The organism is Kamptonema animale CS-326, from assembly GCF_028330895.1.
GTDB lineage: Bacteria > Cyanobacteriota > Cyanobacteriia > Cyanobacteriales > Microcoleaceae > Kamptonema > Kamptonema formosum.
In genome coordinates this window covers 1-12,585 of sequence record NZ_JAQMUA010000213.1, presented here as the reverse complement: position 1 = coordinate 12,585, position 12,585 = coordinate 1, and the positions used below count along the sequence as shown (strand labels likewise).

Here is a 12,585-nt window from a genome sequence, read left to right as displayed (position 1 = left end):
GAAGGTGTCGGCACCAGCACCGCCGCTGAAGATATCAGCGCCAGAACCGCCGTAAAACAAGTCTGCACCGGAACCGCCAGAGAAATTGTCTGCGCCGGAACCACCAGAGAAGATGTCAGCAAAAGCCGTACCTGTCACTGAACCGCCAGTACCAGTCGAACCATCGAAGAATATCGGCCCTGTGAAGGTGCTGTAATCTCCATAAGCTGTCAATGTTGTCTGAGTTGCACTCGTCAGACCAATTACAGAACCACCACCAAGGATTTCGATATCACTTGCTCCCAGGGAGGTGACACCTAATAACGTCAGAGTGCCGTTATTGTTCAAGTTCAGCACAGCAGAAGAACCGGTGAACGATACGCTCACAGTTCCAGAGGAAGTGATTTTTAGCTTATCAGTAGAGCTAACGAAATCGGAGATGATATCGTTGCCTTCGTTTAAGCCAACAGTTGTCCCGAACACAAAGACATCGGCACCATCGCCACCCGTGAAGGTGTCATCGCCAGCACCACCATTGAAGGTGTCGGCACCAGCACCGCCGCTGAAGATATCAGCGCCAGAACCGCCGTAAAACAAGTCTGCACCGGAACCGCCATTGAAGATATCTGCGCCGGAACCACCAGAGAAGATGTCAGCAAAAGCTGTACCTGTCACTGAACCGCCTGTGCCGGTGGAGCCATCGAAGAATATTGGGCCTGTGAAGGTGCTGTAATCTCCGTAACCAGTAACAGTGGTCAGATTTGGTGTGCTGCTTGTCAGACCAATCAGAGAACCACCGCCCAGGATTTCGATATCACTTGCTCCCAGAGAGGTGACACCCAAAAGCGTGATAGTACCGTTATTGTTTAAGTTCAATACAGCAGAAGAACCGGTGAACGATACGCTCACAGTTCCAGAGGAAGTGATTTTTAGCTTATCGGTTGAGCTGACGAAATCAGAGATGATATCGCTGCCAACAGTTGTGCCGAAGACAAAGACATCGGCACCTTGACCACCACTGAGGGAGTCGTTACCTTCTCCACCTTCGAGTAAATCATTGCCTTGAGCGCCGAGGAGAGTGTCGTTGCCAGCTTCACCTTTGAGGGTATCTTCGCCCTGTTCGCCTAACAGGAAGTCGTTGCCAGCACCACCTAAGAGGGAATCACTTCCTTGGCCGCCCCATAGTGTATCGTTGTCGGGGCCGCCAACGAGAGTGTCGTTACCCTGTTCGCCGTCTAGGAAGTCGTTACCTTCGCCACCTTGGAGGAAATCATTACCTGGCCCGCTGAACAGGAAGTCGTTGCCGCCTCGGCCGTCCAAGTTATCGTTGCCAGCAAATCCTTGCTTTCTGTCAGGCCCGTTTGTACCCGTCCAAGTAATATCACCTTGTTGTGGTGTTTCCAGGGTGTCATTTCCTGGGACATTTCCGGGAAGGTTGATGATGACAGTTAACTGATTTTGCTGGATAAACTGGATAAAGCTATTGATGTTGGTGGTGGGGATGTCGCCGCGTGCCGCCCCGGTTTTGAGGAAGAAGAGGAAGCTACTCTTGCCTTCAACTTTGAAGTTCTGCCGATAGTAGGCGACATCAAAAAAGGAAATGGGGCTCTTGTCTTCAAAGATGCCTTTGCTGATAAAGTCGTAGAAGGCGCTCTTGAATTTACCTTTGCCGATGCGATCGCCTAGTTCGTTACCTTGCTTAATGTAGAAGTCTTTATCAAACCAAACGCTGATCTTCAAGTCTTCTTTCAGACCTTTTTTGAGCAGGTGTTCAATTTTGTTCTTGAATTTACCTGCTTTGATGTCGATGTCTACTTCGACGTTTTGCTGGCTGTAAAAATTCAGATCGATCAGAGGATTAAAGCTTAATCCTTCTTTAATCCCTTTTTTGAGGAAGTGTTCAAATTTATTCTTGAACTTCCCGCCTTTGATATCAATGTCTACATCGATATTTTGCTGGCTGTAAAAATCAGCATCGAAAAGGGCTGTAGGGATGTCGCCTTTGCCAAATCCTACTTTCAAGAAGTATTCAAAGGCACTCTTATATTTTCCGGACTTGACGGCTGCGGACGCTTCTGCGTTAGTTTCTAGATAAAATTCAGCGTCAAATAGGGGGCTAGTAGTGTCGCCTTTGGCGATACCGACTTTGAGGAAGTATTCAAGGGCATTTTTGTATTTGCCCGAACGGACAGCGGTAGCTGCTTCGGAATCGCTGTCTAAATAAAATTCGCCATCAAAAAGAGCATTGGGGTTATCACCTTTGACCATTCCTTCTTGGAGGAAGTATTCAAAGATGGTTTTGTATTTACCGGATTTGACAGCTTCAAGTGCTTCTGGATGTTCTTCCTTGTAAAATTCATCGTCGAATAAGGAAGTGCAGATGTCACCTTTTTGGAGACCTTCTTTGAGGAAATATTCAAACAGGCTGCTATATTTCCCTGACTTGACAGCATCCTTTGCTTCTGAATGCTTTTCTCCGTAGAATTCGATATCAAAGATGGCATTGGCGCTAAATCCTTCCTTTAATCCTTTTTTCAGGAATTGGTCGAGGAGATTGATAAATTTGCCGTCTTTGATGTCTTTGTCTGCGCCGGGATTTTCTTGTTCGTAATAGCTAAGATCGATCAGGGCGTTGGGGCTAAAACCCTCAAAATATCCTTCTTTAAGCCATTGCTGAAAGGCACTTTTGAATTTGCCTTTTTTGATCTTGTCGTCAACGTCGGGATATTTTGCTTTGTAATAGTTTTTGTCGAACAAGGAAGTGCAAATTCGGCCTTCTTCCATCCCGTATTTTAAGAAGTGTTCGGCTGCACTCTTTACTTCGCCTTTATCAATCGCTTCTTTGACTCCGGGATATTTCTTCAGGTAAAATTCGCTGTCGAATATTGCAGAGAAGCTAAGTTCTTGTTTGATCCCGAACTTGATGAAGTGTTCGCCGACACTTTTCACTTCCCCTTTTCCTATAGCGTCTTGGACGCTGATGTTCTTTTCTTGATAATAGCTACTGCTGAAGAAGATGCTAGTCTCGCGCTTGACTTCGTATTGACCAAACTTAAGGAAGTGTTCTACAGGATCTTTGACATCTCCTTTTTGGTAAGCTTCATCTACATCTTTGTTGGCAGCAAGATAGTATTTGGCGCTGAAAATGAAGCTAAATTCGCGCTGCTCTTTTTTACCAAATTTGTCGAAGTGTTCCTTGCCATTTTTGAATTTACCTTCTTTAATGGCCTCTTTGATGTCTGGATTTTGTTCCAGATAAGTTGTTTCATCATACAGGGAGTCGAGGGTAACTCCAGTAGAACTGTCATCGATAGCGGTGGTGGTGAAAATTGGGGTGAAACTTGTGGAAGTCCCCGTCGAATTGTTGTCTGATATAGGGCTAGTTGTAGTCCCTAAAGGATCGCTTAATATGGGGCTAGTTGTAGTCCCTAAAGGATCGCTTAATATGGGGCTAGTTGTAGTCCCTAAAGGATCGCTTAATATAGGGCTAGTTGTAGTTCCTACAGGATCGCTTGATATAGGGCTAGTTGTAGTTCCTACAGGATCGCTTGATATAGGGCTAGTTGTAGTTCCTACAGGATTGCTTGATATGGGGCTAGGTGTAGTTCCTAGTTGTTGATTTTCTAAGTCCATAGGATATACCTCACAAAATTAAGCAGAAGAAAGCTAGTCCAAAAAAACAAGTGCATCTCAATACCCCAGAAGTTAAAACAACTTTTACCCACAACTTTTGTGGGTATATGGAGTTATGCAACAGATATATTTGCTGCTTTTGAGATGCACCTATATATTGACTATGACTAGAGGTAAAAAAAGTTAGTTCCCAAATAAAGTAATTTTTTTTATAAAGTTTCCTGATTTAGAATTTACGTAATTTCACGTAAAAACTATAGTTCAAAGTTAATGCAACTCTTTCGCGCTAGATTTGGTTAAATGGGGACGTAGAAAAGCAACTGTTTTCAAAAATATTTTCGCAGTAGCAATGGTTATATCCCTAGCTCATCAGCACTGATATTGCGAATTCTGGCAGGAAAAGAGGGAGTTTCGTTTGTTACCTTTGCGTGTTACTAGCAGTTTTGGTATCCCAACAATTGCTAGTCTCAGTAAAAACCGCAAGTATATGTAAAGTTCTGAATTTACTCGCTTTTAAAGCTGATTGGAAAATTTTTTATAAAGCTGGAAAAACATAAAATTGCAAATTTTGCATCTAACTTTAGGATTAAATAAATGCAACTACACAAAAAATCCAATTTCTGCATTCCCCTCTTATCGCAACATTTTTAAAGGGGACAGCAATCGGATTTTAAGTCTGATTGGTTAAGTCCAAATCAGTAAAAGTGCCTATTTAGATAATCATTACCATTCTAATGATTCCACAGATTTAGGTACTGCGGCTGTCAAAACTTGATGACCATCTAATGTTACTAACACATCGTCTTCTATACGGATGCCAATTCCGCGCCATTTTCGATCGACTTCTGGTTGTCCTTCTACTGGTTTTATTTCTGGAGAGATATAAATTCCTGGTTCGACTGTCAAAACTTGTCCTGGTTGCAAAAGTTGGGGATTTTCGCCGTACTGATAAACGCCGACATCGTGAACGTCTAACCCTAACCAGTGTCCAGTCCGGTGCATATAAAATGGCTTGTATTTCTCTTCTTTAATTATCTCTTCAATGTCACCACACAGGAGGCCTAAATCCATTAAACCTTGTACTAGAACTCGCACAGCAGTTTCATGAACTTTGCTGTAAGGATTTCCGGGTTTAACTTCGGCAATTGCTTGTAACTGTGCCTCTAAAACTAATTCGTAGATTGTCTTTTGTTCGGGAGTAAATTTGCCACCTACGGGAAATGTGCGGGTAATGTCGGCGTTATAGTAATCGTAAGCACAACCTGCATCAATTAGTAATAAGTCTCCCTCTTGAAGTTGACGATTATTTTCAATATAGTGGAGAATACAAGAGTTACGACCTGATGCGACAATTGAAGGGTAAGCAGGGCCGTTTCCACCCCGTAGGCGAAAGATATGCTCGATTTCTGCTTGGATTTCATACTCGTAACGCCCCGGTTTTGCGAATTGCATTGCGTGATTGTGAGCTTCAACTGAAATATCAGCGGCTTTCCGCATTAATGCTAATTCAGTTTCGCTTTTAACGAGACGCATTGGGTGTAAAATTATGTTAGAATCTTCAATGGCAGTTGGGCCAGTACCACGTTTTGGATAGGTTGCCATTAAGCGCTGCCAGTGTTTGAGAAGAGTTTCGTTGAAAACTCGATCGCGCCCTAAATGATAGTAAATTCGCTCGGCTTTTTCTAAATATTGAGGTAGTTTTTCATCCAATTCATTAATAGGATAAGCTTCATCTGCACCGTAGATTTCTTTTGCGCCTTCTACGCCAGCGCGATAGCCATGCCAAGTTTCTTTTTCGGGGTCTTTTGGCTGGACAAATAGTACAAATTTGTGTTCTTCGTGATGGGGTGCAAATACTGCTACAGCGGAGGCTTCATTGAAACCAGTTAAGTATAAAAAATCGCTATCTTGGCGATAGGCATATTCGACATCATTGTGCATTACTGCCATTGGGGCACTGCGAAATACTGCGGTGCCGCTGCCAATTTTAGCCATTAACTGTTCGCGCCGTTGCCGATATTCTGCTGGATTTATCATTTGTCGTGTGTAATCTAATTTGATGGTCGATACTTTGCAAAATTTGTAGATTTAGTTGTCGCTGTTTGGCGAGAAAATATGCTCAAAGTTGCGATAACCACTCAAGATACGAGCAACATTAATTCCCGCTTCTGTGGGATAGTAGAAAATGATATATAGCTAGGGGCTAGGGGCTAGGGACTAGGGGCTAGGGGAAGAAGGGAATAGAATCTGGTGGCAGGAAATCAGAACGTCCTAAGCGCCTTGGCGGTTGCTATAATCATCAACTATAAAACCACGCAAGTTGGGCGATAAATACTCGTAACTTTTTCCCATATTGGGAAAATTTGCCACAAGTTTACATTTCTGCCTTAGTGTATCAAAAAAGGGGCTAGCGGCATTATAACTTTTAGTGGATAGGTAATCGCAAATTTCATTTATATCTTGGATAGCATCATCTGTAAAATTGTAGCTACTCATGTTTCTGGCTGAGCCTCAGAAAGCAGGCGAATTTTTTCCTGGATTCTGGCAAAAACTATTTCGCCGTCAGTTAGTTGTCCTTTGGTTATTTGTTCAGTTGCACTTGCTATTTTCTGTTGTAGTTCTTCCAGACGCTGTTCAACCGAATTACGGTAGTTTTCTTGAAGCAGTTGCAATGCCTGTGCAATTACTTCATCAGCAGAAGAATAGCCACCGCTTTTTATTTGTAAATCAATAAACTTTTCCTGTTCAGGTGTAAGACTAATGTTCATAGAATTAGCTATTTTTTACTAGAAATCCTATACAGGATTTACGCACGAAAAGACTAGAAACTAGAAACCGGGTTTCTGACTAGATATCTCGCAGAGAATCTGAGATTTTTCTAAGAAACCCGGTTTCTTTATCCGCCCCTATAACTGAGGCACATACTCCTCTTTTTCAGGAACAAAAGTGTATTCAGCAACAATTTGGCGGAACTCTTCACCGTCGATCGTTTCTTTCTCGATCAATAGGTCAACTAAACGGTCAATGACTGTGCGATTTTCGCGGATAATTCGGCGAGCTTCGTTATAGCAATGATCGACTATTGACCGGACTTGACCATCAATGCGAGAGGCGATTTCCTCAGAATATTCCGATCGCGCTGTGTAGTCTCGACCCAAAAATATTTCACTCTGTTGTGCTTCCAGAGACATCGGTCCTAAGTCAGACATCCCAAAGCGAGTTACCATTTGCCGGGCCATTCCCGTTACCTGCTGCAAATCGTTACCTGCACCAGTAGTAACTTCAGCATCGCCGAAAACTACTTCTTCGGCGGCGCGACCACCTAAAGCGCCCATAATCCGGGCGAGAATTTGCGATCGCGAAATCAATCCTTGGTCTTCACTCGGCATAAACCAAGTCAAACCCCGTGCTTGTCCGCGAGGGACTAAAGTTACCTTCTGTACGGGATCGTGAGCTTTAATAATCGTACCCACGATCGCGTGGCCAATTTCGTGATAAGCGATTAAACGCTTGCTCTTGCTATCCACCAGAGGAGTACCTTCCATACCCGCCACAACGCGGTCTACAGCGTCGTCAACCTCCAACATCGTAATCGCATCCTTACGACGACGAGCGGTTAAAATCGCTGCTTCATTGAGCAAATTCGCCAAATCAGCACCAGTAAAACCAGGAGTACGGCGGGCGATCGCATCCAAAGAAATATCCGCACCCAGTTTCTTATTTCGAGCGTGAACCTCTAAGATTTCTAAGCGACCCTTAATATCCGGCGTATCCACCGACACCTGGCGATCGAACCGACCCGGACGCAGCAAAGCAGAGTCAAGCACATCAGGGCGGTTAGTAGCCGCAATAATAATAATCCCAGTATTGCCCTCAAAACCGTCCATTTCCGTCAGCAATTGGTTGAGAGTCTGTTCCCGTTCATCGTTACCGCCACCAATACCTGCACCCCGCTGACGGCCTACAGCATCGATTTCATCAATAAAGATAATACAAGGAGCATTTTCCTTAGCCTTCTTAAACAAGTCCCGAACGCGGGAAGCACCAACGCCGACAAACATCTCCACAAATTCCGAACCAGAGATGCTGAAGAAAGGAACACCCGCTTCACCTGCGATCGCCTTTGCCAGCAAAGTTTTACCAGTTCCGGGAGGGCCTACAAGCAACACACCTTTAGGAATCTTCGCGCCAATAGCAGTAAATCGTTCCGGCTTTTTCAGAAATGTCACCACTTCTTCAAGTTCTTCTTTCGCTTCTTCAACTCCAGCCACATCACCAAAGACAACACCCGTTTTAGCCTCCATTTGGAAACGAGCCTTCGATTTCCCGAAATTCATCGCTTGACCAGGCCCACCGGGGACATTATTGCTGCGGCGGAAGAGAAAAAACAAACCTGCGATCAGCAGAATCGGGAAAACTAAGTTTCCTACTAGGCTCCAGAGTGCGCCGTCATTGCGTGTAGGGTGAGTATCAAAGGCAATATTGGCATCTCTGAGTTGAGAAATCAATTCAGGAGCATTTGCTGGCAAATCTACCCGCCACCGCTGCGCGTGATTATCCAGTTCTGGATCGATCGCCTCCACAATAGCCGTGCGACCCCCTTCATAGAGGTCAACGCTAGTTACTCTACTGGCGTTAAGGTACTCCAAGAATCTGCCATAGCTCATGCGGGTACTAGCAGTGTTCTTGCTCATATCTGTGGGGGAAGCAGCAAAGGCCCCTTGCCACAGGAAAAATCCGATAACTAAAGCTGGTAAAGTCCAAAGTAGTGCAGTTTTCCACGTTATTTTCATAAAAAAGCTCGGTAAGTGCGAAACTCAGAGTCTTTAGACCTGAGAAGGAAACGACGCGGGTGGTTTTAACCACCGTGAATCTTCGTATCCATTACCGCCTTGGAATTGCTTAGCTTGGTGTACTTTTGTAATGTACTTTCGATGGGACAATTACCATCTCAAACCTCGCAATCCTGTACGCATAATGGTTGCCTTTGTTAGGCCTCCCTTGCGGGGTAATGTTAGCTTCGCCAATGTTATAAGGGCTTGTTAGGCTTGCAACACTGTTCCAGTGACTTTAGAACTGTTTAATTGCAAACGACAGAGCAGGGAACTAGCTTCGGATTCCGGGGTGTCGTGACCCAAATAACGTAGTCGTTAAGACTTAGGCTGGTCAGAATAGCTTGCTTTGAGACTTGCTCTTACAAGCTCAGTGGCTTTAGCCCTGAGTTACTGACAAATGCAATTAGCTCTAAGAGTGGATAAATCAGATAAAAGCGCAGCGCTGGGGAAGTGCAGCGGAGCTTAACACTCAGAATCTTAACTAAATTTAACTTAACAATAGGTTTTAGAGCAAGCGGGGGAATAGAGGAGCGGGGGGCGGGGGAGCTCTTGAGTGAGGGATCGCAGGAGAATTGGAGATCCGATGCTCAATTGAAAGCCGATCTGGGTAAAGTTATAAGAATCGCCACAAAACTTGCTGCTTTTAACTCTGGCAGTGTCAAGGGATAAGGCATGATAATGGTGAGGCTCAGTGAGGTAACACATTTATAATGACAACAACTAGACAGCTTGTTCCCAATCCAGCTATGCTCGCCAGACAGGTAGCTGATTCGACTAAAAACATTCTCAGCGCTGACTTGGGCCGGACAGCCACTAAAGCTTGTGTGAGCCGCAATCCGAATGGCGTGGTTTTCATCCCGTCTAATGTTGCCAAGGAGTCAGTTGAGAAGGTACGAGGCGGTAGTTTTGAATCTAAAGCGACAGACCCCCTGTTGGATATGTGGCTAGAGTACCAGGGCAACGGGTACGCGATCGGTCAACTAGCTGCCGACTTTGGCGCTCATCTCGGCACCGCTGACCAATCTAAGGTAGTAGATGCACTGGTCAAGGTTTTTTCCTGTGTTGGATACTTTCAGATGAAGGGCGAGTTGGCTGTTGTGCTGGGTCTGCCTTTCTATTCCCAGGAGCAGTTTGAGAAGGAAAAGGAACAGATTATCAGCCAACTAAAGGCTCCCCATGTTCTGGTTTATCGAGGCAATCGCGTTGAGATTGACATTCGCCAAGTTTGGGTAATGCCTGAAGGGTTTGGCAGTTTGATCTGGTGCGAAGCTCAAGACAATAAGGAATTTTCGCCGGAGTTGCCGGAGTTGTCGGTAGCTGTTGTGGATATTGGACACCAAACTACTGACTTTTTGATGGTAGACCGTTTCCGTTTTGCGCGGGCCGTTTCCAAGAGCGATTCTTTGGCGATGAACAAGTTCTACGAACAAGTTACTGAACAAGTGATTGCCAAGACTGGAGGTAAGGCAGACCCTCAATCTCTGTCGCTGCTGGAATCTGTTCACAAAGAAGAGGGTAAGCGTTTCTACAGGCCAAGAGGCTCGAATAAGCAGATTAATTTAGATGAAATTCTGCCTACGTTGCGTAAAAGTTTTGCTACTGAGCTCTCTGAGCGGTTAATGGAATGGCTGCCAGAGCGGGTAACTGATGTTGTTTTCACTGGTGGCGGTGGTGAATTTTTCTGGGAAGTTCTCAGACCACTGGTAGAAGAGGCTAATCTTAAGGCTCACTTAGCTAAGCCGACGCGCGAAGCTAATGCTTTGGGACAGTATATCTATGCAGAGGCCCAGCTAGCTACATTGAAATAAGTAACAGAATAAGGCTTGAACCCTATGGCACTCTGGGCAAAAAATAAGGGGAATTTCTCGGTGGCATTTACGGAGGATGCTGCGGATCAAACTTTGTTGGCGGCTATCGAAAAAGAGTTAGTCCTGACTCAGTACCAAACTTTCAGCAATCTCTGCAAGCAGGCTTTGTGGCAGTTTTTATCTGTTTCTGAGTCTGCTCAGCCTACTCCTAGTTTTCAGCGGTTGGAACAGCGGATTGCTGAACTTCAGCTCAAGTTTGCTGAGTTTGAGCTCAATGTTTCTGCTGAGGAAATTAGCCGTGTGGAGGGGTTGGAACGCCACCTGACTAAACTTAGCGAACAGCTAGAACAGTTGCAGGCAAGTGTCAATACTAAGTTTGCCCAAGTTGCAATGGCGGTAGAGCCTAGACGGGTGGAGCCTGAACCGGAGGAGCATTTTACTGTAGAGTCAAATGCTGAGGTTGAGGCTTCGCGCCGGGAGCCTGACCCTTTATTAGATCGCTTGAGTTCTTTGTTACCCCAAGATTTCTAGTAGGGAAATGGTGTTGGGTGCATTTGTTTTTTGGGTTGTTATTGGTTAGATTATGCTAGCTCTTTGCAACTGATTTCTAGTAACTGATATTGGCGATCGCTTTTTTCTAAAAAAAGCGATCGCTTTTTATTTTGTCGGCGCGAGTTCGCGAGAATAGTGAGAGTTTCGCTGAGTTTAATACAGCAAACTAAACTAGAATGCTCTGTTGAAATTCATGGCAAATTTCATCTAAAGTTTTGCGATCGCTTAAATCGCGATGCCACCAGTGGCTACAACCATCCTGACAATATTCACTGTACCGTCGTGCATCGGCAATTGCGAATAAACTCATTAATAAAAGAAAAGCCTTCAAAAATTCTGATGTCGGCAGTTGAACAATTTTGACCATTTGTTCTTTTAATCGCCCTTTGCCGAGCAACACGCAAGGAGTGTAAGTTGGGCGAAGTTTTGATTGAGAAATGGCTAGGGAAACATCTTCATCTCGCGCTCCTGCTTGGATAATTATGTAGGATAGCCGCAGCAATATCTCTTGCTGCTCTTCAGGTGGAAAGCTCAAAAACCAGTTTTTCGCATCTTCTTGGCTAATTAATTCTTGTCGAATTTGATTAAGTGTAATTTGATCGGCTAGATTCATTTGTTTCTCCTAAGTCTGGCTCAAATATAACGTGATGTTCTCCTGGTATCAGGGAACCCGTAAAAATATCTATTCCCGTTTCTCGGCCTAAACTATTAATTTCGTCGCCACTTGTACCACGAGGGATGGAACTGCGAGCAGAATGCCGTTGGCGATAGTTACCTAACATTATATAGTCCCAATCAGAACTTAGCCTATTTGTCCGGTTTGCTCTACTGCCAACAACTATGATGGTTTGTTTTGTCCGATTGGCTGCATTCTGAATTCTCCTAGCATCTTCTGGAGATATGCCTGCTTCTTGCCATGTTTTTACACCTCTCATATTTATAAGTGGTTAAGATCGCCCTTAATAATCTGATTTTCCTCACCCTTTTCTAGTTTTGGCGTTCCACCTAACCTACTTTTCTACTATCTCCTGGTTAATTCCATTCACCTGACGCTGTACAGCAGATTCAACTATATTGGGTATATTCCCGATTTCTTCAGATAGCTTTTCTAAAGCATTATCTACTTTTTCCTGAAGTTCTATTAATTGCCGTTGCTGCAAATTTCCCCACTGTGGCAATTGATTAATAAACTGTTGCAAGTCGAGGATCACTGTAGTTAAACTGTCAATTTGCTCTAATTCTGGTCGCTGCTTGAATTGTTTGCTGATGATGTCTAACTCAGCTTGCACGAGCTTAATAGTTTGCTCTAAAATATTTTCTCGTTGCCGCAAGTGCTTAATTGCTGAAACTATAGATTGTAAGTTTTCTACTGGCTCAACATTTTGACCGTCATTTTCTATGTGGGGGTTAGCGTTAGCTAAGGAAGTTGTTTTTAACTGTTCTATCAGTTGCTCTACTAAGGCTCTATGTTGGTTGAGGCGATCGCTTGTGGAGGCTGCTGTTATCTTTGTTTGTCGCTGTAATCTGTTGCGATTAATTAGGTTCAGTAAAAGTGATAAAACTATGGGTACAACGGCATAAATACTCTGAGCGAGAACCGCAGCCGCAATTACTCCAAAGATTGAGGCAGCTATGGATATATATTCAGCTATTTCTAGGAAATTTGTAGATGAATTATGGCGCATTGGTAAGGGTAATTGGTAATTGGTAATGGCTAATGGCTAATGGCTAATGGCTAATGGCTAATGGCTAATGGCTAATGGCTAATGACCCTATCT

At 44.2% G+C, this 12,585-nt stretch carries 10 protein-coding genes; 2 read left to right on the top strand and 8 right to left on the bottom strand.

The window, feature by feature from the left end; all coding sequences use genetic code 11:
• The 5 genes from PN499_RS12225 to ftsH2 form a co-directional block, all read right to left on the bottom strand.
• A partial coding sequence (locus PN499_RS12225; RefSeq protein ID WP_272032195.1) for a hypothetical protein occupies positions 1-3,612 on the bottom strand: 3,612 nt, incomplete at its 3' end.
• 723 nt (positions 3,613-4,335) lie between these two features.
• Complete coding sequence (locus tag PN499_RS12220) at positions 4,336-5,649, bottom strand: aminopeptidase P N-terminal domain-containing protein (protein WP_272032194.1); 1,314 nt, start codon at positions 5,647-5,649, stop codon at positions 4,336-4,338.
• 234 nt (positions 5,650-5,883) lie between these two features.
• On the bottom strand, positions 5,884-6,108 hold the full coding sequence (locus PN499_RS12215) for a type II toxin-antitoxin system RelE/ParE family toxin (RefSeq protein ID WP_272032193.1): 225 nt from the start codon (positions 6,106-6,108) through the stop codon (positions 5,884-5,886).
• Positions 6,105-6,380: a type II toxin-antitoxin system ParD family antitoxin gene (locus PN499_RS12210; RefSeq protein WP_272032192.1), complete on the bottom strand. Its 276-nt coding sequence runs from the start codon at positions 6,378-6,380 to the stop codon at positions 6,105-6,107. The genes PN499_RS12215 and PN499_RS12210 overlap by 4 nt, the downstream gene beginning before the upstream one ends.
• A gap of 138 nt (positions 6,381-6,518) precedes the next feature.
• Positions 6,519-8,405 carry an ATP-dependent zinc metalloprotease FtsH2 gene (ftsH2, locus tag PN499_RS12205; protein ID WP_007357416.1) on the bottom strand — a complete coding sequence of 629 codons (1,887 nt, stop codon included), beginning with the start codon at positions 8,403-8,405 and terminating at the stop codon, positions 6,519-6,521.
• Positions 8,406-9,157: 752 nt separating this feature from the next.
• Between ftsH2 and fcmB the strand changes: the two genes are divergently transcribed.
• Both fcmB and fcmC read left to right on the top strand, forming a co-directional pair.
• Positions 9,158-10,255, top strand: coding sequence for a filament morphology actin-like protein FcmB (fcmB, locus tag PN499_RS12200; protein ID WP_272032191.1), 1,098 nt, complete (start codon positions 9,158-9,160; stop codon positions 10,253-10,255).
• Between the two features lie 24 nt (positions 10,256-10,279).
• The gene (gene fcmC / locus PN499_RS12195) at positions 10,280-10,786 is read left to right on the top strand and encodes a filament morphology membrane protein FcmC (RefSeq protein ID WP_272032189.1); all 507 of its coding nucleotides are present in this window, start codon (positions 10,280-10,282) and stop codon (positions 10,784-10,786) included.
• A gap of 187 nt (positions 10,787-10,973) precedes the next feature.
• Here fcmC and PN499_RS12190 read toward each other — a convergent pair whose 3' ends face one another.
• From PN499_RS12190 to PN499_RS12180, 3 genes are all read right to left on the bottom strand, one after another.
• On the bottom strand, positions 10,974-11,420 hold the full coding sequence (locus tag PN499_RS12190) for a DUF5958 family protein (RefSeq protein ID WP_272032187.1): 447 nt from the start codon (positions 11,418-11,420) through the stop codon (positions 10,974-10,976).
• Entirely contained in the window at positions 11,392-11,742 is a 351-nt protein-coding gene (locus PN499_RS12185; protein WP_272032185.1) for a hypothetical protein, read from the bottom strand. The genes PN499_RS12190 and PN499_RS12185 overlap by 29 nt, the downstream gene beginning before the upstream one ends.
• A gap of 75 nt (positions 11,743-11,817) precedes the next feature.
• On the bottom strand, positions 11,818-12,492 hold the full coding sequence (locus tag PN499_RS12180) for a hypothetical protein (RefSeq protein ID WP_272032183.1): 675 nt from the start codon (positions 12,490-12,492) through the stop codon (positions 11,818-11,820).
• Between the last annotated feature and the right edge of the window lie 93 nt (positions 12,493-12,585).